This is a genomic window from Pedobacter terrae, assembly GCF_036946585.1.
Taxonomy (GTDB): Bacteria; Bacteroidota; Bacteroidia; order Sphingobacteriales; family Sphingobacteriaceae; genus Pedobacter; species Pedobacter terrae_C.
The window spans coordinates 429,653-453,979 of the sequence record NZ_JAQIIV010000003.1 but is presented as its reverse complement, the minus strand read 5'-3'; the positions used below and the strand labels follow the sequence as shown (position 1 = coordinate 453,979).

Genomic DNA, 24,327 nt, shown 5'->3' with positions numbered 1-24,327 from the left:
TCTTCCTCGCAATGACGGCCGCGGGGGAGTATTAACAAAAACAATATCCTAAAAAACAATAACAATGTATTTGGCTCAAACATACAAAAGGCCTCATGCTTTGCCCAATAAAAACAATCAGATAAAATGAAAAAAATACTATTACTTGCCGCTACACTTACTGCAGGATTTATTGCAAAAGCACAGGAAGAACCCAAAATTAAAGTAGCGGGTTACCTTGAAGCCTATTACGGGTACGATTTTAATAAACCTGCAGACCATAACCGTCCTGGTTTCATTTATTCCCATAACCGCACAAATGAAGTAAACCTGAACCTGGGTTTTATCAAAGCCGCGTATGATAGCGGAATCATCAGGGCTAATTTAGCGGTAATGGCCGGAACTTATGCCAATACCAACCTGGTTGCCGAGCCAGGGGTTTTGAAAAATATCTTTGAGGCCAATGCTGGTGTAAAGTTATCCAAAACAGAAAACCTTTGGATCGATGCCGGAATCTTTTCTTCGCACATCGGTTTCGAAAGTGCAGTTTCTAAAGATTGCTGGGTGCTGACCAGAAATATTGCTTCAGAAAACACGCCCTATTACGAATCAGGTGCAAAAATTACTTATGGAACAAAAGACGGTAAATTTACGGCTATTGCATTGTATTTAAACGGATGGCAACGCATTACCCGCCAAAATGGAAATAACAAACCTGCCGGCGGACTCCAGCTTACCTGGAAACCGACAGATAAAATTACGTTAAACTACAGTAATTATCTTGGAACGGAAGGTGCTGATTCGGTTAGGGTTAATCGGTTTTACCACAATGTATATGGAATTTTTCAGCTAACCGATAAATTTGGTGTAACCCTCGGATTTGATTACGGCACGCAACAAAAACAAAAAGGCAGCAGTGATAAAAACGAAGTCATTTCTCCGGTAGCTATTGCACAATATAAGTTTGCCCCAAAATGGGCCGTTGCCGGCAGGTTTGAATATTATGAAGATCAAAACGGAATTTTTATTGCTACTGGCACACCACAAGGTTTTAAAACCAAAGGTTATTCTTTGAATCTTGATTATTCGCCAATAGCCAACGCTGTTGTAAGGTTGGAAGGAAAGGCCTACGATAGCAAAGACAAAATTTTTGCAAGAGAAGGTGCTGAGGTTAATGGCAATGCAAGTTTAACGGCTAGTATCGCAGTATCGTTTTAGCATACCAAAGCGTTCGTCATTCCCAACTTGATTGGGAATCTTAATGCAAATACATGGCGCATTAAGATTCCCGCCTGCGCGGGAATGACGACCATTTTTAAAGTGAAATTAATTTCTATAACAATTTCTTGATAAAATAATGCATCCCTATATAGAAATCATATTCAGCTTTTTTTTAGCGTTCCTGGGGATATCAATGATGCGAAAATTGAATGTTAAAAAGAAATACAAAAGTTGCGAAAAGGAGAAGTTATACTACAGAAAAATATTTTAAACTGCTTTGTAACAAGATCTCTTTTAGGTTTATAATCTTATTATTTACGTTGGTTATGATGGTTGCGATTACGATATTCATAGAAAAAGGAATAATGAATATTACCTGGTAGATCATGGAAGGAGAACAAAGAGAAGAATCGGTCAGACACTTTTTAGATCTGGTTAAAAAATCCAGGCGTGGAAAGCTCAAAATCTATATTGGTATGAGTGCTGGTGTCGGCAAAACTTATCGTATGCTTCAGGAATCGCATGCCTTGCTGCGGAATGGGGTAGATATTTGTATTGGTTATGTGGAGACCCACAAAAGGTCAGAAACAGAAGCACTTGTGGCTGGCCTGCCGTTTATTCCGCGGCGAAAAATCTTTTATCGGGGCAAAGAAATAGAGGAAATGGACTTGAACGGGATTTTGAACCATCATCCCGAAATTGTGATTGTGGATGAACTTGCCCATACCAATGCCGAAGGCAGTAAAAATACCAAACGCTGGCAAGATGTTTTCGATCTGCTCGAAGCAGGGATCAGTGTCATTTCTGCAGTAAATATCCAGCACCTGGAAAGTATTAATGAAGAAATCGAGCAAATTACAGGCATAGCCATTACCGAACGGATCCCGGATAAGATACTGGAGATTGCCGACGAAATCGTAAACATTGATCTTACAGCCGACGAATTGGTTACCCGCCTTAAAGAAGGCAAAATCTACGATCAATCAAAAATTGAAAGGGCATTAGGTAACTTTTTTCAATCTGATAAAATTCTTCAGCTGCGAGAGTTGGCCTTAAAAGAAGTAGTGCATCAGGTAGAGCGTAAAATCCAGACCGAAATTCCCAAATCAATTAAACTTAGGCCAGAGCGTTTTTTGGCCTGTATTTCTTCTAATGCTGAAACTGCAGGAGTAGTGATCCGGAAAACCGCCAGACTGGCTTCGTATTACCGATCACCATGGATGGTGCTATATGTGCAAAGCGATAGTGAAAGCCTGGAACGCATTAAATTGGATAAACAACGTCATTTGATCAACCATTTTAAACTCGCTACAGAAATGGGTGCCGAAGTGATTAAAATAAAGAGTAACGCCATTACTAAAACCATCATTGACATCGCTTCCGAAAAGGAAATTACCACAATATGTATCGGCAAACCCCATCTTAATATTTTTCAAGTAATTTTACGTACAGCGGTTTTTAATGAATTGTTAAAAAATTTGGCCTTAAGGGATATTGATCTGGTTGTTTTATCATGAAAAAGCATACTCCGTATCTTAAGATTAGCTTTTGAAACCGGTATTTTCGTTAATAATGATCAAGTTCAGGGTTTTCTCAAATTTATCAAAACTATATGCCTTCAATGGGGTTGAAATAATAGGACCTATGAAAAGCGATATGGAAAAAAATGATACGAAAACACGTTTAATTAATGAGATTACCACTACAGGTTTACAAAGTGCAGCAAAGAAATTAGGCGCGCCGGCAAGTAAAAGACAGATCAGAAAAGGTGTTTCCAAAAACATCAGTTTAATAGATGAACTGTTGCGTATTGTTTTGATCAAAAATAAAGATGCATCAAAAAAAGTGCAGCGCAATATTGAGTTTGTTGGTCTTGGTGTAATCGCTGCACATACTTTTTACAGGGGTTTTAAAAAGAAAAAACCTTTATTGATTTGTGAAGGCATTTTTTTAACGGCAGCACTCGGTGGTGTATTGTTGGCTACGCAAAATAAAGCTGTAAAAAACAAATTACTTAGTAACCCGTAGCGTTTCTTTTGTTTAAACATCACCGTATTAATGATGTTTTATTTCGGCAGAAATTAACTTGCCGTCCTTACCTGGCTGTTTAATTAAGCATATTTCGATGAAAATTTTTTGCCGGAAAATTCTTCAGTTTGTCTTAACCCAAAGCGAGTTTAATTTTATCGTAAACATGATTTAAAAATCAAAAAATGGATTTACAGTTAAAGCATAAAACAGCTTTTATAAGCGGCTCTACAGCAGGTATCGGATTTGCAATTGCTGAAAGTTTATTAAAAGAAGGTGTAAAAGTTATCATCAATGGTCGATCGCAAAACAGCGTAGATGAAGCAGTAAAATCACTTCAAGGAATTGCCGGAAGCGACTTCATTTCAGGCATTGCAGCCGATTTTTCTAAAGCTGCTGAGGTAATTAACCTGATTAATAAATTACCGGAGATAGATATACTGATTAATAATGCAGGCATTTTTGAACCTAAAGCATTTGAAGACATCAGTGATGAAGATTGGTTTAGGTTTTTCGAAGTCAATGTGATGAGCGGCATCAGATTATCACGGGAACTTTTCCCTAAAATGTTAAAGAAAAACTGGGGCAGGATTATTTTTATTTCCAGCGAGTCGGCAGTATTTATCCCGGATGAAATGATCCACTATGGCATGACAAAAACTGCGCAGCTGGCAGTTAGCCGTGGCTTGGCAGAATTAAGTAAAGGTACCGAGGTAACCGTTAATTCAATTTTGCCCGGACCAACCAAATCAAAAGGCGTTGGCAGTTTTATTGAAGATTTAGCCAAAAAAGGAAATATCAGCATAGCTGAGGTCGAAGCGGATTTCTTTAAAAACATGCGGCCAACTTCATTACTGCAACGTTTTCTTGATGTTAGTGAAATTGCAAATGCAGTTAGTTTTTATGTGAGTCCGCTGGCTTCAGGCACCAATGGGGCTGCCATCAGGGTAGAGGGCGGTTTGGTGAGATCAATATTATAGTGTGTTATGGGTGCTTTTTGTAGTAAAAAGTGGGTCGATAAGCGAAGTTACTATTTTGGTTTTGAAATAATGGTAATATAAGTAGAATACCGGCCAGTGTTTACGAAAAAACTGCTTCAGGCTGGGCCTCTCTATAAGAATTTTTTCATTTATTAAAGCTACATTTGGATCACCAATTGATCTTATTGTTTATCCAGTAATGAAGGAGAGTTTCATTAAACTGAATAGAGAATGTTTTCACTAAAGGCTATTGTCTCTTAATCGGATTTAAAGCTTAAAAAAAATATTAATGTCACAGCAACTAGAGGTTTGGCAAAGAGGGCCGCTGCCCGGAATTATTCCAATGTTACAGCCTGTGGCACATGCCTTATTACAGGCAAGAGAAGAGGTTAATGATTATATGATTGATTTCCCAATCGAACTGCTTTGGCAGCGCCCCGCCGGAATGGCATCTACAGGGTTTCACCTTCAACATTTAAGTGGGGTACTCGATCGGGTATTTACTTATGCCAGGGCAGAGGGTCTTTCTGAATCTCAGTTTGCTCAGTTGGCAGAAGAGGGCAAAAATTCTGCAGAGGGATATACCGTAGCAGATCTTGTTAACCGTTTCAATAAGCAGGTAGATCTGGCCTTAGTGCAAATTAAGAACACAAATGAATCAATATTGTCCGATTATAGGGGTGTAGGGCGTGCAGGACTCCCTTCAACGGTTATTGGCCTGTTGTTCCATGCAGCAGAGCATACGATGCGCCATGTTGGACAATTGATGGTTACCGTAGCCGTAGTAAAGAATAATAAATAAATTTAATCTGCTGATATTTTGTAATGTCATTGCTACTTTCGTAAAAGATAATTTCCACTGCCATAGGGTTGTCACCAGACTTGCTAAATTTGCTGCCTGGTTGAATAATTTTGGGCTAAATGTTCCATGATTATTTTATTAATTCCGCTAATATGGAGAACGAAATAAAAGACATCGAAACTACTTGTCCGGCTGGCATTGAAGATTGGCGAAACTGGTTAATGGCTCATCATGAGCTTAAATCGTCGGTTTGGCTTGTTTATGGGAAGAAGGGTTCAGGTTTGCCGAGCATTAGCTGGAGTGCGGCCTTAGATCAGGCACTTTGTTTCGGCTGGATAGACAGTATAAAAAAATCTATTGATAAAGATACGTTTATGCAGTTCTTCTGTAAACGAAAACCCAACAGCGGCTGGTCGAAAATCAATAAAGAAAAGGTGAAACGCCTTTTAGCAGAAAAACTGATGCATAAGGCAGGTTTAGCAGCCATTAAAATAGCCAAGCAAAATGGATCATGGGCAGTTTTGGATGCTGTAGAATCACTTAAAATACCCAAAGATTTAGCTACAGCACTTAAAGATAAGAAGGCGGCGAGGACTTTTTTTCTTAGCCTGAATAAGTCGGTAAAAAAAGCTATTCTTCAATGGATTTTGTTAGCCAAAAAAGCAGAAACCAGGCAAAACAGAGTGCTGGAGCTTGTAAAATCTTTATCCGAAAACCTGCTACCAAAGCCATTTCTCCGTTAAGGGCAAGTAAGCTGTTTTATACATACCGAAATTTTAAAATGGACATTACCAAAAGATTTGACCGGATATTACAGATTTTTTTTCTATTGCAGTCTAAATCTGTAGTCACTACTGATGAATTACAAAAGCGTTTCGAAATTAGTTTAAGAACAATTTACAGGGATTTAAAAGCCCTGGAGATGGCGGGCATTCCGATTGTGAATGAATCCGGATCCGGTTACTCCATTATGGAGGGTTTTAGGCTACAGCCGTCCAGATTTAGTCAGGAAGAAATTCTGAGTTTAATGGTTGCCGAAAAAGTGATGCAAAAACATGAAACCGAACTTGTTAAAAGACATTTTGAAGCAGCATTGATTAAGATAAAAAGTTCATTCCAGGTGCATCAGAAAAGAGATTTTTTGCATTTAGAAGATACCATACATCTTAAAAATAACTTAACATCCAATGATTACCTGCCTAACATTATCGATGTATTGCTCAATAGCATTTTAAAGAAAAAGATAACTCACATCGATTACCTCAAAATTAGTGATGTTCATGCGGTTGGCAGATCAGTAGAATCCATAGGTATATTTTACGAACATGGTTTTTGGTATCTTTTAGCCTATTGCCATTTAAGGAAAGATTACCGCAATTTTAGGTTAGACAGGATTAAAAAAGTTTTGGTACTGGAAGAAAACTTCACCATTTCGCACCCGCCAATTCATGAGTTCCGTAATAAAGGCATGTCTGAAACCCGAACGAAAATCGAAATCAGGGTAGACCGGAAGTACGCAAATTTTTTATACTGGGACCGCCAGATTTTCGGCTTTACAGGAGAGGAAATTTTAGAAGATTTTGTTTTGATGTATTTCGACTGTTCCCTTCCTGTTGTTTCTTTTGTACGCTGGTTTATTAAATTTGTTGATATAGCTGAAATTATAGAACCAGCCCATTTAAATAATGAGCTGGTAGAGATCATGGAATCGGGCTTAAAAAGAATTAAAGATAAAGACGCTGTATCATGTAATAAGCAATAACCTTTTTTATTAATACCGATCCCAGAAAAATGGAGGCTCAATACCTAATGCTCTTAAATAAACGAAGCCCTGTCCACGGTGATGTATTTCGTTATCGATAAAATATAAAAGGTGGCTAATGATGGTAAACTCATACATTCCAAATAAATTAAGGGTTTCATGAAGTTGATCCTCATTGATTTGATTAAAGTATTCTACGATTTTTGTAGTATCCTCATCCCATTTCGTTAAGAGCTCTTCTTTGGTGTGCAATGGAAGGTCATGGCTAAAAGTGCCTGTTTCTCCGGTAACCATCTCTTTTAAACCAGGTACATCAATCGATATTAACTCTTTAATTAATGCTGAAAAAGGCCTCATTCCACCAACTGAAAATTCGAATAATTCTTTCTCAGGGAATTTTTCAATAGTTTTTCGGGTTAGTTTTCTGTGGCCTAACCAGTGTTGTAGTAATTCGCTTTTTGTAATCATAACTGCTGACATTTTGTTCTAATTATTTAATAGAACAAAACTAAAACCAGCCTATGACAACAGTTTGTCAGTCGAAAAACAGTGATTTATTTTTTATTAAATTTTTTTTTAGTTTTCTAAATATTGAAAGCTAAATTAATATTTACCGATCATCAATAAATTGCAAAGAAACATGCGTTCATTAATGTGCTTAGCGCTCCGCAATTACAGCGGTTGATAGATTTTGCGTTTGATTGATATGCTTCCGGTACATATTTCCCCAGTCAGACATGGCATCTAACATCGTTTTCATGGTGCGGCCTAAGTCGGTTAAACGGTATTCCACTCTTGGCGGTACTTCCGGAAAAACCACGCGGGTAATAATCTGATCTTTCTCCAGTTCCCTTAGCTGAGCCACCAACATCCGTTCTGATATGCCAACAATGTCTTTTTTAAGTTCGCTATAACGCATGGTGCCATAAGAAAGACGACATAATATTGCCGGTTTCCAGCGACCGCCAATGACCGCCAGCGATGAAGACATGCCACAACTGTCGATCATCATTTTTTCATTCAAGGCATTGGTCGAAGTTTCTTTTCTCATTTTTTACTTTTTTGTTAGTACCTCACAATTTGCTGCTTACCTGCTAATGTAGCGGATCTCTTTTACATTAGCAGAATATTTAGTAATACATATGAAAAAATTTACAGATAAAATTGCGCTGGTAACAGGAGGAAGCCGGGGCATAGGTGCAGCGATTGTAAAAAGACTGGCTGCGGAAGGTGCAAAAGTGATATTTACTTATGCCCATTCAGCGGAGAAGGCTTTTGGGGTAGTGGCTGAGGTTGAAGCAGCAGGCGGACTCGCTGTTGCTTTAAAAGCAAGCAGTACAATACCTGCCGAAGTGACGGGAGCTGTAACTAAAACCATTACAGATTTCGGACGCATTGATGTGCTGATTAACAATGCCGGCATTTATATCGGCAAAGCTTTTGAAGAACATACAGTCGAGGATTATAACGAAATTATGGCCGTTAATGTACAGGCGGTTTTTGTGGCTGCGCTGGCTGCAGTAAAAGGCATGCCTGAAGGTGGACGCATCATTACCATCGGCAGTAATATGGGCGATAACGCTATTGGTCCTGAAACTACTCTATACACCATGAGCAAATCGGCACTGCAGGGTTTAACGCGCGGTTTAGCACGCGATCTTGGTTCCCGTAAAATTACGGTCAACCTGGTTCAGCCCGGACCGATCAATACCGATATGAATCCTGCTGATGCGCCGTTGGCTGATTTTTTGAGGACCCGCATGGCCCTGCCAGATTATGGTACAGCAGAAGACATTGCCGCATTTGTAAGCTTTATTGCCGGCGAAGAAGCCAGATACATCACCGGTTCTTTTTTAACAATTGATGGTGGGTTGAATGCCTAAGGCTATCGATAAATCATGCTTTGGTCGGGATTATAAAACCTGACCAAAGTTTATCTGTTAATCACTATCTTTTGTTCAGGCGTTCGGAGTTATGCACATCCATGATCTACCCCTGACTATTAAAGCCGCCTGGTATGGTTCTGGGTATTATCAAAAATCGCCGGTTTAAACTAACGTTTACTTCTAAATCATTACTTGGCTTAAGCTTTTGTCAGCTCGATTCGATATAAGAGCGGTCTGTCTGTTCTTCTGCTCAATTTTGTAGCAGGTTATCCATGCTGTTGGTCAATTCGCTATTATCTTTATTGCAAGCCCCTTTCTTTCAAAAGGTTTTCCAATTCACTGTTATCATATTTAGAATTATTGACCAATTTATAGATGAAAAACAAAGGGATAAGCGTTAAGAAGCCCAAAGTATTTTTTGCCACGCTAAAAAATATAACGCCAGCCAGAAAGCCAATTAACAGTGCATTCATAATGGCTGCTGATTTCTTTTTCTTCGCTTCTTGCAACAGTTCTTCGTCCGTTAATTCAGATAGTTTTTTTGGTTCCATTGTAGGTTGATTAGCATTTTTTAGTTGATGATTCCAGTCAATACGCCAAATATAAACAATTGAAGCACTAGGCTAAAGAATTTTGTTTTTAAAACTATACAGCCAGGTCGCGAAAAAACACGTGACTTGGGGGAACTGTATCTGATGCTGTGGTTTTTGATAAGAAATTCATATCATGATAACTCGGGTTTACGCAAACTTTTTCTGCAACCATTTGCGCACCGGTTCATCATACCATTTTAAGACGGCATAAGCCAAAACGATACTACCAACTAAAATAAGTAAGGCATAAGGCCAGGCCTGTACTATGGTAGTGCCTTTATGATTGCTGATCCAGGCGACATAAAAATAGACCAATGGATAATGGACCAGATAAAGCGGATAAGATATCTCACCCAAAAATTTGCATATTCTGTGTTCCGATTTTGTTTGCAATATGCCGCTGGCACCAATATATACAATAAATGGAAAAACAATGATAATGCATACAGATTCATAAATCCCATTCATCCAAAGATATTCAGCTCCGCCGATGCGCGGCATGTAAAGTACCAGCGCCACTAAAAGGCTACACCATAAAAGGGCATTTTTAATTTGGCTGGGCTTAGCAATGCGCGAAAGTAACAAACCTGCAAAGAAAGGGTATATTGTCCGGGTAATTCCAATGCGTACCTGTTCTGCATTGAGTGTCCAGCCACCACTAACATCTCCATAAGTAATCGCCAGGTGGGCCAATGCAATGGCCGCGATAACTACCAATATACTTAATGCTGTTTTAGAAAATTTTCTGATCCATACTGCATAAAGAATATTGGCAATGTATTCAAAAAATAACGACCAGCCTACACTATTCATGGGGTGCATTTCTTGCCAGCCGCGAATATCAAGTGATAGTGGTATAGGTAAGATGGTATAACCAATAAGCAGTACTAAGAGCATTTTCCAAAGCGGTACAGTATGAATGAGTGGCCATATGGTAGAATCTGTAAAATAAAATCCAACAGCGCCAAGGGTCATTCCCAAAATGACCATGGGATGCAGGCGAATGATGCGGCGTTTGAAAAAACCATTTATACTCATTTTGTTCCATCGGTCATCATAAGCATAGCCCATTACAAAACCTGATAACAAGAAGAAAAAATCTACAGCCAGGTAACCGTGGTTAACCAGAATATCGAGGTGGCCAGTGCCGAGTGGTTCGGTTAAGTGAAAAGTAACCACAATTATAGCGGCAACACCACGGAGGCCATCTAATATTGGGTAATGTGGCTTGGTAGCTAAATTGGTACTGGGGTTAATATTCATTTAGTGGCTTGAAAAAATGCAAGCCATAAAAATAACCAACATTCCTTACCACGCGACTTTCCATCTATAATGATACGTAACGTATCAAGTCTACCTGTGGTGATCATTTTTAACTTTCAAAAAAGGATAGTGATTTAATAAAAACCGTATTTATAAATTAAAAACTTAAATCATTACATTTGCCCTTGGTGAAAAACTTTGTATTCCTTTTTTCTCTTTATCTTATCCTTCTGGGCCTAATGCCCTGCCAGGATAGGGAAGATATGGTTTCAAAGTCTCAAACAAAAAGTACTGTGCAAAGCGGTAAGGCAAAAGCTGAACATGCACATGGAGAATCCTGCCCCCCAATCTGTAGTTGTGCCTGCTGTTCAGTCGGTCAGCACTTCCCTTCAGAAAAGTTAACAAACTTTACTATTCCGGTATTGCGGAAACCATACCCGGTTTTCCAATGCTCGGCATTGAAAAAACAACCCATCGATATTTGGCAGCCGCCTAAACTCGTTTAATCAATTTATCTTATTGCTGTCCACGAATGGGGCAGTTTCTCACCTGCAGATTTTGCACCATAAAGTGCAACAATAGCCTGCTATTTATTGATTTTTGATTTAAACAACAATGCTGAACAGAATAATACAATTCTCTATCAGGCAAAAACTGCTGGTGGGAATTATGATGCTGGCACTTATCGCCTGGGGCATCTACTCCCTTAGGCAACTCCCTATAGATGCCCTTCCGGATATTACCAATAACCAGGTACAGATTATTACCTCCTCGCCGAGCAATGGTGCAGAAGATATTGAGCGTTTTGTAACTTATCCGGTAGAACAGACCATGGCCACTATTCCTGGAATAGAAGAAGTCCGTTCCTTTAGCAGGTTCGGTCTTTCCGTTGTAACGGTGGTGTTTAAGGAAAATGTAGAAATTTATTGGGCCCGCCAACAGGTGAGCGAAAGGCTTATCGAGGTAGATAGGGCTATCCCAAAAGGCATTGGCACACCTGAAATTGCACCATTAACCACCGGACTTGGGGAAATTTATCAATATGTTATACATCCGAAAAAAGGATATGAAAAAAAATATGATGCCACCGAGCTCCGTACCCTTCAAGATTGGATTGTTCGCCGCCAGCTTCTGGGGGTGGAGGGTATAGCAGAGGTGAGCAGCTTTGGTGGTTACCTTAAGCAGTATGAGATTGCCATTGATCCCGATAAGCTCAGAAGTATGGACATCGCCATTAGCGACATTTTTAGGGCGCTTGAAAAAAATAACCAGAACACAGGTGGATCGTATATTGATAAGAAACCTAATGCCTATTTTATCAGGAGCGAGGGTTTGATCAATAATATAAACGATATTGAGAATATCGTTGTACGGACCAATGAAAACAGTATTCCCGTGCTGATCCGAAATGTTGCCGAGGTGAGGATCGGGGCCGCCACCAGATATGGTGCCATGACCAGGAACGACCAAGGTGAGGTAGTAGGCGCGGTAGTAATGATGTTGAAGGGCGCCAATTCATCAAAGGTTATCGAAAACGTAAAAAACCGGATGGATCAGATTGCAAAAAATTTGCCGGAAGGGGTAGTTATAGAGCCGTTCCTTGATCGTACTAAGTTGGTAAACAGTGCCATTGGTACAGTAACCAAAAACCTGGCAGAAGGCGCATTAATTGTAATTTTTGTTTTGGTTCTGCTTTTAGGGAATTTTCGTGCCGGATTGATTGTGGCTTCGGTTATTCCGCTTGCTATGCTTTTTGCCATCTGCCTGATGAACCTTTTTGGCGTCAGCGGAAACCTGATGAGCCTTGGTGCCATCGACTTTGGACTCATTGTAGATGGGGCAGTAATCATTGTGGAGGCATCTCTCCACCATCTGAGCATGCGAAAAAACAAAAACAGGTTAAGCCAGCAGGAAATGGATACAGAGATTTTCGAATCTGCATCTAAAATCCGTAATAGCGCTGCTTTTGGCGAAATTATTATTCTGATTGTTTACCTCCCGATTCTAGCCCTGGTTGGTATTGAAGGCAAAATGTTCAGACCAATGGCGCAAACGGTGGCTTTTGCTATCCTGGGTGCTTTTATCTTATCGTTAACTTACGTACCGATGATGAGTGCGCTTTTTCTAAGCAAAACCATCAGCACGAAAAGAAACGTTTCAGACAGGATCATGTCTTTTTTTCAAGGCGTATATACACCGATGCTCAACTTTGCTTTGCGGGCAAGAATGGTAGTTGTGGGTATTGCGGTTGCATTATTTGTGCTTGGCCTGATCATTTTCAATTACCTGGGCGCCGAATTTATTCCTACATTGGAAGAGGGCGACTTTGCAGTTGAAACCAGGGTACTTACCGGAAGCAGCTTATCACAAACTACTGAAGCGGCTACACGTGCGGCAAAGGTATTAAAAGCAAATTTTCCGGAGGTAAAAGAGGTCATCGGAAAGATTGGCTCAAGCGAAATTCCTACTGACCCGATGCCGGTAGAAGCCTGTGACCTGATAATCATCCTAAAGGATAAGGGCGATTGGACAAGTGCTTCAACCAGAGACGAACTGGCAGAAAAAATGCAGGCCAAGCTTGAACAGTATATCTCCGGGGTTACTTTCGGCTTCCAGCAGCCCATCCAAATGCGTTTTAATGAACTGATGACCGGCGCAAGGCAGGATGTGGTGATCAAGATTTATGGAGAAGATTTTTCGAAGCTAAGTACTTACGCAGCTCAGATCGGTGCTATAGCCAGGAAGATAGAAGGGGCACAAGACATTTATGTAGAACAGGCTTCAGGACTTCCACAGGTCATCATCAAATTCCATAGAGAAAAGATTGCGCAGTTCGGGTTGAATATTGAGGATGTAAATACCGCAATTCGCTCTGGATTTGCAGGAGAAGTGGCTGGTCTGGTATTCGAAGGCGAAAAAAGGTTCGATATGGTGGTTCGCCTGGAAAAAGAAAACCGGCAGTCGCTTGAAGATGTGAAAAATCTGTTTGTAACGGCACCCAATGGTAATCAGATCCCGCTGGAACAATTGGCCGACATCCAGTATAGGGAAGGCCCGAACCAGATCCAGCGCGATGATGCAAAGCGGCGCATTATAGTTGGTTTTAATGTGCGGGGGAGAGATGTGGAAAGTATCGTCAAGGAAATTCAGCAAAAGATTGATGCCGAAGTTAAATTTTCACCAGGGTATTATCCAACTTTTGGCGGCACTTTTGAGAACCTGCAGGCAGCCAACAAAAGATTAAGTGTTGCCGTGCCGCTGGCCTTATTGCTTATCTTATTGTTGCTTTATCTTACTTTTTCATCCATCAAACATGCACTTTTAATTTTTACCGCAATCCCGTTATCGGCTATTGGAGGTGTGTTAGCCCTTTGGGCCCGGGATATGCCGTTTAGCATCTCCGCTGGTATAGGTTTTATTGCGCTATTTGGCGTTGCGGTACTTAATGGTATTGTCCTCATCAGTGAATTTAACAGGTTAAAAAAAGAAGGAATGAAAGATATGCCCGAAATTATCAGAACAGGAACTTCGGTTAGACTGCGTCCGGTTATTATGACAGCGCTTGTAGCCTCTTTAGGCTTTCTTCCGATGGCCCTCTCTGGCGGAAGTGGTGCCGAAGTGCAGCGTCCGCTGGCTACAGTTGTTATTGGCGGATTAATCTCCGCAACATTGCTAACCCTATTGGTGCTCCCGGTGCTTTATATCTGGGTAGAAGAAATGCGAAGCAAAAAGGTAAAAATAGTGCCTGTAGCAGGTACTATAGTATTATTTATCGCAGCTTTTGGATTGCAGCCCGCTAAAGCCCAAACGGCATTAACCCTTAAGCAGTTAATATCTTCAGCCCTGCAAAACAACCGGACAATCAACGGGGCCAACCTTGGTGTAGAACTGCAGCAGACACTTAGGAAAGGTGCCTTCGAAATGCCTAAAACAGAAGTATCTATGCTTTACGGGCAATACAATAGTCTGGTTAAAAACGACAACAACATTACTGTTTCGCAAAGCATTCCCTTCCCAACGCTTTTCGCTGCAAATGCGGCATTAAGTAATGAACGCATCAAAGCAGGCCAGTTGCAGGTCGCTTCCAGTAAACACGAACTTGTTTTTCAGGTAAAAACGGTTTACACCAGTCTTCAGTATCTATATTCAAAGGAGAAACTACTGCATGAGCAAGATAGTATTTACAGGGGTTTTGTAAAATCGGCCTCGCTAAAGTACAAAACAGGTGAGGGTAACCTGCTTGAAAAGGTTGCTGCCGAAACACAGCTTAAAGATGTACAAAGCCTACTCGATCAGAATAGTGCTGATATCGAAATTTACAGGGCGCAGCTGGCTACGCTTCTTGGTCAGGTTCGCTTACCCTTAATTGCGGATAAGTTTTTAGGAGAAACACCCGAAATTGCTATCGGAGATACTGCGCTTCTGTATGAAAACCCAACGATTGCCTATTTCAGGCAGCAGATTGTAATTGCCGAAAAACAGCGCAAAGTAGAACTGGCCAAAGCCTTTCCTGATTTTACCTTGGGCTATTTCAACCAGTCGCTAACCGGTTTTCAAAACGTTAATGGTAACGAAGTTTTTTTTGGTCGTGACAAACGTTTTCAGGGCTTTCAGATAGGGCTTTCCGTTCCCTTGTTTTATAAAGCCTATGCAATAAAGGCAAAGGCCGCATCGATTAATAAGGATATGGCTTCCAACGATCTGGAACTCCAGCAGCAAAAGCTTACAGGTCAATACCAGCAGGCTTTGAGCGAATACCTGAAAAACAGGAAACGGTACGACTATTTTGTCACTTCGGCTTTAGCCAATGCAGCCTTAATATTAAAAAACAGCCGTATTGCTTACCAGAACGGAGAGATAGGTTATTCGGAATACCTGTTAAACCTAAAACAGGCAAATGGCATTTATGAGGGGCGGCTGGTGGCCCTGCTCCAATTAAGCCAAAGTATTAATCAGTTGGAATTTTTAACCGGTAATAACAAATCATTTTAAGCATAAATATCATGAAATCGCTATATAAGTATTTTATCCTGGCTTCCTTTCTGTTTTATTTGGCTGGATGTAGCCGTCCCAGTGCAGAAAAGGAACCCAGAAAAGAAACCGTTCACGAAAAGAGTGATATCGTAACACTCACCCCAGAGCAGCAGAAGTTATCAGAGATTACCCTTGGTGAAATCGAGCGGAAAGAATTAAGCGGAACGACCAAAGTAAACGGCATGCTTGATCTGCCACCCCAAAGCCTGGTATCTATTTCTACGCCGCTGGAAGGGATTTTGAAAAGTACAGATATGTTGCAGGGAAAACATGTAGCCAAAGGGGCGCTCGTAGCGGTGATGCAAAATCCGGAATTTATTCAGATGCAACAGGATTATCTGGATTATAGAAGTCAACTGCAATTCCTGAAGGAGGAGTTAAACCGCCAGGAAGAACTGGCAAAAGAAAACGTGAATTCTAAAAAAGCATTACAGAAAGCAAGAAGCGAATACCAGAGTGTAAGCGCAAGATTATTGGGCCAACGTTCTAAACTTTCCATCATGAATGTGAATTTTTCAGCGCTGGAGAAAGGACAGATTCAGAAGTCTTTTAACCTGTATACACCAATTGCCGGTTATGTTATTCAGGTGAATACCAATATAGGTGCTTTTGCCAGTACAACCGATGTGTTATTTAAAATCGCCGATACGGAACACTTACATGCAGAGCTTACCGTGTTTGAAAAAGATGTACCCAAACTCAAATTGGGGCAGAAAGTTCGCTTTGTACTGGCCAATGAGGAAAAAGAACGTATGGCTACGGTTTACCTCATCGGCAGGGAAATTAGTAAAGAGCGTACCGTGCAAATCCACTGCCACCTGGATCAGGAAGATACACAATTGCTTCCTGGCATGTATCTTAAAGCCTATGTAGAAAGTGGTATGAACAAGGTTGAAGCACTACCCGATGCCGCAATTGTCGAATTTGAAGGCAAAAAGTTCGTATTTATAGATCAGCTTGCTGAAAAGGGCAATAAAAATTACCGGTACAGGATGATGGAAGTAAAAACAGGTGTGGCTGAGAATGGTTACACCCAGGTTTCTTTTGCCAAACAAATTAATGGAGCAAAAGTAGTGGTAAAGGGCGCTTACGACTTATTAAGCAAAGTGAAAAATGCCGAAGGAGAGGGGGAGGGACATTAAACGAGAGCCAAAAAAGTCTTTGTTATTACGTTATTGTTTATTGAATTTGTTTGTAATTGAGTCTGGAGACTCAAGACTATTCATACTCCTTGGAGACGCTTTGCTTAACGCTACGGAGAGGTGGCATACTAAAGTTGAATAATGGTTTTTGCTTATAGCTGATCCGACGTAAGCCGTTTTTTAAAAGAGATCTTCATCTATTTGCAAACATTTACTCTGTTTATGTTTACAATTTCTTTAATATCATACTTTTGAAATAGCCCGATTAATTTATTTGTTCCATTCTCTAAAGTATACTCAAGTTCTTATTTATAAATTGGTATTGCCGAATAAAAATGAACTTCTTTCTCATTTGTCTCAATGTAAGTAAAGTCGCTGGGAAGTGTAATCGATTCAAGTAAAATTATGCTATCGAACTTATGGTTAACTTTATTCGTTTTATCTAAAGGTATGGTATGGCCATAACCAAACCAGGTATTGTTTAAATGTGGGTATTTAGAAAGTTGCTTCAACGTTCTAATGGGCCAATAATTGTTCTCATTTGCAAAGTCATCGTAGTTAAGATTCCAATCGGGCGGTAATAACATTGTTATTTCGGCGAATTTTAAATCGTCAAGCTCGTGAGGTACCGCCATCGGCAGTGCGCTCATTCCACAGGTGAGTAATAGATTATAATTTCTGTTCTCAGCTGGTTTCACAATAAAAACGTCTGAATGGACAATTTCGGATTCCTTTTCATGTAGTACCAAAATTTCCGCAGAGTCAAAGAATTGATCAAGGTGTTCGTCGATTATTTCAACTGAATCTGGTATGTTGTTATGGTCTGTCATAATAGGCTGTTAAAATTTAAATGTATACAGCATCTAAATTGTCAAAATTAATCAATCAGGGCGAATTTTATTTGATTAATAAATAGGGAAGCAAGGATAAGACTTGCACTAAAATGAAGTTATAAGTATCGTTTACTAGCAACTGTATATACGAACAGCATCCCAATCATTTTTTGAACGAGATTGCCAATTAATTGAACGAATAAACAAAATCCCTTAACCTGACTATAGCCACTTTTGTAAACAATAATTACATACTCAACAAAAAGATTATGGTACTATCAGGTTTAGGCATTTTTCATACCGTCATCGGTATTTTAGCCATTGTAGCGGCAATCATTTCATTTGTACGCTTTGGCAAAATTGATTTAACGCAGCTCAGCGGTAAGATATACTTTTATACGACTATTGTTACGGCTTTAACTGCATTGGGAATCTCCAAACGTGGGGGCTTTAATCCCGGGCATATTTTTTCGGTGTTCATTTTTATTTTAGTGATGGTGGCTTTTTGGCTTTCGGTAAAGCGAAGTAATAATAATAAGGCCCGCTATACGGAGAATTTTTTACTCTCTTTCAGTTTCTTTCTGTCACTCGTGCCTACCGTGAACGAAACCTTTACCCGAATTCCCCTTGGCCATCCACTGGCTAAAAACCCTGCTGATCCTGTAATTGCTAAAACATTACTGGTGCTCTTAATCGCATTTATAGCAGGTGCCATCTATCAATACATTAAACAACGAAATACGTTTAAAATACGGTAATGCAAAACTGATGATTTTCGGATAAAGGGTCTTTTATACGTCAGATTAGCTAATGCATGCAAGCAGAAAAGCAAACATGCATTAGTTTTTCTATTTTTATAGCGGAAGGTTTTTATTATGATCATTGACCATAAAAAATACGAATTGTTTGGCAAGTCTATGATGCAAAACATCAAGATAAAGGCACCCTTTACCTTCGAATTTCCTATATCAGATAATGCTTGCTTTTTGTACATGTTACAGGGCGAAATGCATTATCACCGTGATGGAGATCGGATTAACATACCGCATAAACATGCTTTGTTTTTAAATTGTATCCAGGCCAGCAAAACCATCAGTAACCTCAATAACGCCGGTGTTAACGAAATCATGGTTGTAAATTTTCATCCTGATATTTTAAAACGAATTTATGATCGCGAAATGCCGGTAATATTACAATCCTCCATGGTTTCTAACAAAAGTGTGGAGCTGTTAGATAGCAATTTTTTAATCGAAAAATATATCGAAGGGCTGTTGTTTTATTTTCAGCATCCGGCATTGGTTAATGACGATATACTAATTCTAAAACTGAAAGAAATTATCCTGCTCCTGGCGCAAACCCCCAATGCCCAGGCAATACAAACCATATTTGCCCAGCTATTTTCACCCACTGCCTACACATTTAAGCAAATTGTTGAGGCTAACCTGTTTGCCCAGATCAGCATTAACGAGTTGGCTCAGTTGCATAATTTAAGTGTTTCTTCTTTTAAACGCGAATTTGCCAGGCATTATAACAGTACTCCTGCCAATTATATCAAAGCGAAACGACTCGAAAAGGCTGCAGAATTGCTGCTTATTTCAAACGAAAGAATTAAAGACATTGCTTATAATTGCGGCTTTAACGACCTGGCTAATTTTACCAAAAGCTTTGGCGGTAAGTATCAATGTACACCAAGTGAGTTCCGGTCGAGGTAGCGGAATTATACATTCGCGGATAGTTGGAGGTGGTATGACCTAAGGGCAAAGCATCCTTAAATCATATCCTGAAAACTAAATGTAACCGATCTGTGTTACCTATCATAAAGTAAATCAATTCATTAAGTGAGAAAATGTGTAATCACATCTATTGTTTAATGCTTTTACTGGATAAGGTATGTAACTAAACGAGCCATTATGAATACCAGAAGAGACTTTCTACAAAAAATGGGCGCATCAGCATTGATGTTGCAATTAAGTTCAATATCGGCATTTGCTGACGCTCCTGACCTAATCGAGCAGCCTTACGAGGGTAGGGTACTTAGAGTAGCCATTATGGGTTTAGGTGGGTATGGCATTCGGGTAGCAGAGGCGATGAAAGCTTGTACCAAAGCAAAGCTGGTTGGTGTAATTAGCGGTACGCCTTCAAAGGTTAAGGATTGGCAAGCAAAATATAGCATCCCTGAAACAAATTGTTACCACTATGATAATTTCGACCAGGTGAAAAATAATCCGGATATAGATGCCATTTATGTAACTACGCCAAATGCCCTTCACCATGATCAGGTTATCCGTATCGCAAAAGCCGGAAAACATGCTATCTGTGAAAAACCGATGGCCCTAAATGCTAAAGAAGGTCAGGAAATGATTGAAGCCTGTAAAAAGGCAAATGTGAAATTACTGGTTGGTTATAGAATGCATTTTGAACCCCGTACGCTCGAGGTGATCCGAATGCGAAGTGCGGGTGACTTCGGCAAAATCATGTTTTTCCAGGGACAATGTGGTTTTAAAATAGGCGATCCCACGCAGTGGCGGTTAAACAAAGCACTTGCAGGAGGTGGATCAATGATGGATATCGGAATCTATGCAATTAACGGTGCAAGGTATATGGTAGGCGAAGAGCCGATTTGGGTAACTGCTCAGGAAACCAAAACCGACCCGGGAAAGTTTAAAGAAGGGGTGGATGAAACGATACAATTTCAATTGGGTTTCCCTAGCGGTGCGGTAGCGTCTTGTTTATCGAGCTATAACATCAACCACCTGGATAGATTTTTTATGAGTGGCGACAAGGGGTTTGCAGAAATGCAGCCTTCCACTGGTTATGGGCCAATCAAGGGCAGAACACACCGGGGTGAACTCACGCAGCCGGTAACCACGCATCAAACCGTACAGATGGATGAAATGGCCACTATTATTTTTGAAGATAAGAAGCCTGTAGTTCCTGTAAATGGTGAGGAGGGTTTAAAAGATCTTAAAATTATTGATGCCATTTATGAAGCCGTAAAAACGGGGAAAAAGATCAGGTTAGCAGTTGGCTAACAGAGTTTTGAAACGGATTTAACAAGATCCCTTTGAAATAATTTCAACATCTGGTTATTACAGCCGCATCACACTAGCCTTGGCAGAAGGCAAACTTCTATAGGAAATGTTACTTAGATAGCCACCATATGCAAAGTTTGGCAAATAATTATTAGTGTTTGTGAAACAATAACAGGTATTCTGGTTGCTACCCATTACCTTTGCACCTATTATCCTATTGTGCTAACCATGAAGTGGATCACCAGAGAGAGACCAAAAATTGACCGGATAGCTTGTCCGTGGCTGATCAAAAGATTTATCGATCCTGATGCAGAAATCATCTATGTGCCCTTTGAGCAGGTTTTAGTTTTGGCTGATGAGATCGGTGCTATTCCCTTCGATCTACCTGGGGTAGAATACAGCCATTTTGAAGACCGCTGTACATTTGATTATTTTTTAAAAAAACACCAGCTCAGGGATGAAGCACTTGACCGTATGGCAGCAATTATCCGTGGTGCCGATACGGACCGGCTTGATTTTGCACCGCAGGCAGCCGGGCTTTCTGCTATTTTTCTGGGGCTTTCCAGAAATATAACCAATGACCAGGAACTGCTTGAACTTGGTATGAAGGTTTATGATGGATTGTATACCTGGGCCAGGCACCTCCACAACCAGCGGCATACGCAATCGCCTGTTGAACAGCTATTGCTTGAAGTATACCATAAGTATTTAAAATCAAGTGAAAAAAAGGCGCCTGAATGGACCAGGGAGCTGCGCGACATGATTCAGGACCAGCTGGATACCAATATGAGCATGAGCCTGCAGCAAGCATCCGATTCTCTTGAGATTAGTCCTGCATACCTTTCCCGCGAATTTTCGAGGTATTTTGATAACCTGTCTTTTGGTGATTACATCCGTAAGATGCGTATCGATAAGGCAATCAGTCTGATGGAAACGGTAGCTTATTCACTCACTGAAATTGCTTACCTCACCGGTTTTTCAGATCAAAGCCATTTCAACCGGATTTTCAAGAAACAAACCGGCCAGAACCCCTCAGCTTTCAGAAAAAACCTTCTCAAAGGTAAAAAGAATACAAAATAGTTAATTCCGTACAATTTCCAGGCTTTTTCATTGGCTAATATTGTGGCATACAAACCACATAAAAACAATGGAGCATCAAAAGAAGGCGAATAAAAATATTGCCTACTCCCTTAAACAAATCGCATTCTATTTTCTAAAACTCGGCACCTGGGGGTTCGGAGGGCCGGTGGCGTTGGTAGGCTATATGCAACGCGACCTGGTGGAGGATAAAAAGTGGATCAGCGAAGAAGAATATAAAGAGGGACTGGCATTGGCTCAACTAGCACCTGGCCCGCTAGCAGCACAACTGGGTATTTATATCGGTTTTGTGCATTATGGTTTTTTAGGAGCAACACTAAGCGGACTTGCCTTTGTGCTCCCGTCGTTCATAATGGTGCTTATCCTAGGAATGGTGTACCAACTCTACGGCGGACTGGCCTGGATGCAGGCCGTTTTTTATGGTGTTGGAGCGGCAGTAATTGGAATTATTGCAGTAAGTGCCTATAAGTTAACCATTAAATCTATTAGTAAACTTGAGTTTTCCGCAATGCGTTCAAAATGGCTCCTCTGGATATTTTATGTTTTGGGCATAGTGGTTACTGTAATCACTGAAAGAGAAGAAATTGTGCTCTTTTTGGCTTGTGGCCTGCTTTATATGGTAATCAAGGCACCTCCTAAATGGTTAAAGAAATCTTCATCACTTTCTGCAGGTATTTTTATAAGCACGGGATTCTGGAATTATGACACTAAGACATTGCAGGAGATCGGCTGGTTTTTTGCCAAGGCTGGTGCGTTTGTTTTCGGGAGCGGCCTTGCTATTGTACCGTTTCTGCACGGTGGGGTGGTAAAGGAATTTGGCTGGCTCACCGAACATCAGTTTGTAGATTCGGTAGCCGTAGCCATGATCACGCCCGGACCAGTGGTTATCACTGTTGGTTTTATTGGTTACCTGGTTGCAGGCTTTCCCGGTGCATGTGTAGCAGCAGTAGCCACATTTCTGCCCTGCTACCTTTTTACCGTGGCTCTTGCTCCATCATTTAAAAAGATTGCCCGGAACGTCAGTATTAAAGCTTTTGTAGAAGGTATAACTGCGGCAGTGATCGGTGCGCTCGTAGGATCGGTAATTGTAATCGGCTTGCGTTCAGTTACCGATATCGCAACAGCTGCTATTGCTATCGGTGCCGTACTTGCACTTATTTATATCAAAAAGATACAGGAACCCTATATCGTAGGTGTAGCTGCACTAATCGGTTTAATCATTAAATTTATATAAACAAGTTATCATGTTAAAAACAAATACCAATTTAATCATTCGCACGCTTCTGGTAACGGCTTGCATTATTGTCTCATCAATGCTTTCTGCAAATGCACAGCAACCTTCACCATATCCCAAAGTAACAGGCTACGTGGCCGTACTCAATCCGATAGGCAGCTGGAGCAAGCATGGCTTTACCGACAATTTTTCAACAGTATATACCATAGGTTTCCCCTTTGGAATAAACATCTTGAAAAGTGAACATTTTGGTGTAAGTTTTGAATTGGTGCCATTCATCCATACATCGCATGGCATTTCAAAAGTAAATTCAGTGCTCTTCCACCCCGGTGCGATGTTTCGCTTCAGCCATGGTTTCACCTTTATTGCCAGGGCAGCTTTTGAAACCAGTGGCAGATTTGGTTTTACGCCAGTTGTTAACCAGGTTTTATTGAAGGGAAAGAATATGAATTTATATGCAGCCCTTCCGGTTCCGTTCCGGTTCGGTAACGGGCAACCAGCATCTTTAGGCGGAGGGCTACAGGTAGGCATCGGGTTTTAACGCTTTAGCTACGGCAAGTCAATATAGATAAATCCTAATTTAAATTGGTAAGGCGATTAATTTCTCAGCACTGGCAACATTAATAAACTTCCAATACACGGCACCAAAGCATGATATAGAAATTTAGTTGATTGTCATGATAGTTGAAGTGAAAGAATACAGATCATGTGCCTTAAAGTAAAAAAGCGGCACAGGCCGCTTTTTTTATTTTTGAATAATGATATGGTACCTGGCTTTGGTAGTTGTTGAACTATCAAACCAGATGGTATAAATTTTTCCGGCTTGTAACTCCGAACCTGCAATAGTTGTGGTTTCCAATGATCCAGTGATGTTGATATTTAAGCTGGTATTGGCATCGATCGTTTGATAAGCAGAGGCCGTTTTAAAAGCCAAAGCGGAAATTAGGTTGGCGCCGGTAGAAGTAGTTACATTAATGGTACTGCTTAACATTGGTGCAACATTGATAAAACGAACTTTTGCTTTGCCGCTTACAGTATTATCATCATTGCCATAGCTGTTAATGGCCAGGCTACCATCGGCTTGTTTTACCAAAAAAGCAGTTTGCGAAGAATTTTCACTTGCATTTACATTTGCAGATGCGGTTACCGTTGCAGATCCTGAATTTTTAAAGGCAATGGTTTTACTCCCTGCTGCGGTAGAGATATCCGTTACGGTATTGGAATAGGCTATAGCTGATGCACTCACTTTAGCATCATTGATATAGGCATCTTGCGCTGCAGATCCCTCTACGGTATTCACAAAAGATATCCGGGCACTAGCATTTGAATCATTGTTGTTATCTTTCTTGCATGATGAAATCGAAAGAACCACCGCTGCGGCTACCGCAAACCTGGCGAATAAAGAATTAGTTTTAAGTTTCATGATATATTTAATTATGT

22 protein-coding genes are annotated in these 24,327 nt (G+C 40.4%); 16 read left to right on the top strand and 6 right to left on the bottom strand.

Annotated elements, in window-relative coordinates; genetic code table 11:
- The first annotated feature begins 126 nt into the window (after positions 1-126).
- From PGN18_RS06885 to PGN18_RS06855, 7 genes are all read left to right on the top strand, one after another.
- Entirely contained in the window at positions 127-1,197 is a 1,071-nt protein-coding gene (locus PGN18_RS06885; protein ID WP_335318686.1) for a porin, read from the top strand.
- Positions 1,198-1,586: 389 nt separating this feature from the next.
- A complete protein-coding gene (locus PGN18_RS06880; RefSeq protein WP_335318685.1) occupies positions 1,587-2,717 on the top strand; it encodes a sensor protein KdpD in 1,131 nt (376 codons plus the stop codon).
- Between the two features lie 127 nt (positions 2,718-2,844).
- Positions 2,845-3,228, top strand: a complete 384-nt coding sequence (locus tag PGN18_RS06875) for a hypothetical protein (protein WP_335318684.1) — start codon at positions 2,845-2,847, stop codon at positions 3,226-3,228.
- 185 nt (positions 3,229-3,413) lie between these two features.
- Positions 3,414-4,208, top strand: a complete 795-nt coding sequence (locus tag PGN18_RS06870) for an SDR family NAD(P)-dependent oxidoreductase (protein WP_335318683.1) — start codon at positions 3,414-3,416, stop codon at positions 4,206-4,208.
- A gap of 289 nt (positions 4,209-4,497) precedes the next feature.
- Entirely contained in the window at positions 4,498-5,010 is a 513-nt protein-coding gene (locus PGN18_RS06865; RefSeq protein WP_335318682.1) for a DinB family protein, read from the top strand.
- A 152-nt stretch (positions 5,011-5,162) separates the two neighbouring features.
- Positions 5,163-5,753: a YdeI/OmpD-associated family protein gene (locus PGN18_RS06860; RefSeq protein WP_335318681.1), complete on the top strand. Its 591-nt coding sequence runs from the start codon at positions 5,163-5,165 to the stop codon at positions 5,751-5,753.
- A gap of 38 nt (positions 5,754-5,791) precedes the next feature.
- Positions 5,792-6,772 carry a helix-turn-helix transcriptional regulator gene (locus PGN18_RS06855; RefSeq protein WP_335318680.1) on the top strand — a complete coding sequence of 327 codons (981 nt, stop codon included), beginning with the start codon at positions 5,792-5,794 and terminating at the stop codon, positions 6,770-6,772.
- A gap of 9 nt (positions 6,773-6,781) precedes the next feature.
- Here PGN18_RS06855 and PGN18_RS06850 read toward each other — a convergent pair whose 3' ends face one another.
- Together PGN18_RS06850 and PGN18_RS06845 are read right to left on the bottom strand one after the other, a co-directional pair.
- Positions 6,782-7,252 carry a DinB family protein gene (locus PGN18_RS06850; protein WP_335318679.1) on the bottom strand — a complete coding sequence of 157 codons (471 nt, stop codon included), beginning with the start codon at positions 7,250-7,252 and terminating at the stop codon, positions 6,782-6,784.
- 178 nt (positions 7,253-7,430) lie between these two features.
- Positions 7,431-7,823, bottom strand: coding sequence for a winged helix-turn-helix transcriptional regulator (locus tag PGN18_RS06845; RefSeq protein ID WP_335318678.1), 393 nt, complete (start codon positions 7,821-7,823; stop codon positions 7,431-7,433).
- A 91-nt stretch (positions 7,824-7,914) separates the two neighbouring features.
- On the opposite strand from PGN18_RS06845, the gene PGN18_RS06840 reads away from it, so the two are divergent.
- Positions 7,915-8,655, top strand: coding sequence for an SDR family NAD(P)-dependent oxidoreductase (locus PGN18_RS06840; RefSeq protein WP_335318677.1), 741 nt, complete (start codon positions 7,915-7,917; stop codon positions 8,653-8,655).
- Positions 8,656-8,957: 302 nt separating this feature from the next.
- Here the strand turns inward: PGN18_RS06840 and PGN18_RS06835 are convergent, their stop codons facing one another.
- Together PGN18_RS06835 and PGN18_RS06830 are read right to left on the bottom strand one after the other, a co-directional pair.
- Positions 8,958-9,209: a hypothetical protein gene (locus PGN18_RS06835; protein ID WP_335318676.1), complete on the bottom strand. Its 252-nt coding sequence runs from the start codon at positions 9,207-9,209 to the stop codon at positions 8,958-8,960.
- A gap of 189 nt (positions 9,210-9,398) precedes the next feature.
- The gene (locus PGN18_RS06830) at positions 9,399-10,514 is read right to left on the bottom strand and encodes an acyltransferase family protein (protein WP_335318675.1); all 1,116 of its coding nucleotides are present in this window, start codon (positions 10,512-10,514) and stop codon (positions 9,399-9,401) included.
- A gap of 615 nt (positions 10,515-11,129) precedes the next feature.
- Here PGN18_RS06830 and PGN18_RS06825 point away from each other — a divergent pair.
- A complete protein-coding gene (locus tag PGN18_RS06825; RefSeq protein ID WP_335318674.1) occupies positions 11,130-15,506 on the top strand; it encodes a CusA/CzcA family heavy metal efflux RND transporter in 4,377 nt (1,458 codons plus the stop codon).
- Between the two features lie 11 nt (positions 15,507-15,517).
- Positions 15,518-16,690, top strand: coding sequence for an efflux RND transporter periplasmic adaptor subunit (locus PGN18_RS06820; RefSeq protein ID WP_335318673.1), 1,173 nt, complete (start codon positions 15,518-15,520; stop codon positions 16,688-16,690).
- A gap of 305 nt (positions 16,691-16,995) precedes the next feature.
- On the opposite strand, the gene PGN18_RS06815 is transcribed toward PGN18_RS06820, so the two are convergent.
- Entirely contained in the window at positions 16,996-17,520 is a 525-nt protein-coding gene (locus PGN18_RS06815) for a suppressor of fused domain protein (protein WP_335318672.1), read from the bottom strand.
- A gap of 272 nt (positions 17,521-17,792) precedes the next feature.
- On the opposite strand from PGN18_RS06815, the gene PGN18_RS06810 reads away from it, so the two are divergent.
- From PGN18_RS06810 to PGN18_RS06785, 6 genes are all read left to right on the top strand, one after another.
- Complete coding sequence (locus PGN18_RS06810; protein ID WP_335318671.1) at positions 17,793-18,281, top strand: hypothetical protein; 489 nt, start codon at positions 17,793-17,795, stop codon at positions 18,279-18,281.
- Between the two features lie 117 nt (positions 18,282-18,398).
- Positions 18,399-19,235, top strand: a complete 837-nt coding sequence (locus PGN18_RS06805) for a helix-turn-helix transcriptional regulator (RefSeq protein ID WP_335318670.1) — start codon at positions 18,399-18,401, stop codon at positions 19,233-19,235.
- Between the two features lie 198 nt (positions 19,236-19,433).
- Positions 19,434-20,555 carry a Gfo/Idh/MocA family protein gene (locus PGN18_RS06800; RefSeq protein WP_335318669.1) on the top strand — a complete coding sequence of 374 codons (1,122 nt, stop codon included), beginning with the start codon at positions 19,434-19,436 and terminating at the stop codon, positions 20,553-20,555.
- Between the two features lie 228 nt (positions 20,556-20,783).
- Positions 20,784-21,635, top strand: coding sequence for a chromate resistance protein ChrB domain-containing protein (locus tag PGN18_RS06795; RefSeq protein ID WP_335318668.1), 852 nt, complete (start codon positions 20,784-20,786; stop codon positions 21,633-21,635).
- 67 nt (positions 21,636-21,702) lie between these two features.
- Entirely contained in the window at positions 21,703-22,887 is a 1,185-nt protein-coding gene (locus PGN18_RS06790; RefSeq protein ID WP_335318667.1) for a chromate transporter, read from the top strand.
- 10 nt (positions 22,888-22,897) lie between these two features.
- On the top strand, positions 22,898-23,428 hold the full coding sequence (locus tag PGN18_RS06785; RefSeq protein ID WP_335318666.1) for a hypothetical protein: 531 nt from the start codon (positions 22,898-22,900) through the stop codon (positions 23,426-23,428).
- Between the two features lie 204 nt (positions 23,429-23,632).
- On the opposite strand, the gene PGN18_RS06780 is transcribed toward PGN18_RS06785, so the two are convergent.
- On the bottom strand, positions 23,633-24,310 hold the full coding sequence (locus tag PGN18_RS06780; protein ID WP_335318665.1) for a DUF4397 domain-containing protein: 678 nt from the start codon (positions 24,308-24,310) through the stop codon (positions 23,633-23,635).
- Positions 24,311-24,327 lie beyond the last annotated feature (17 nt).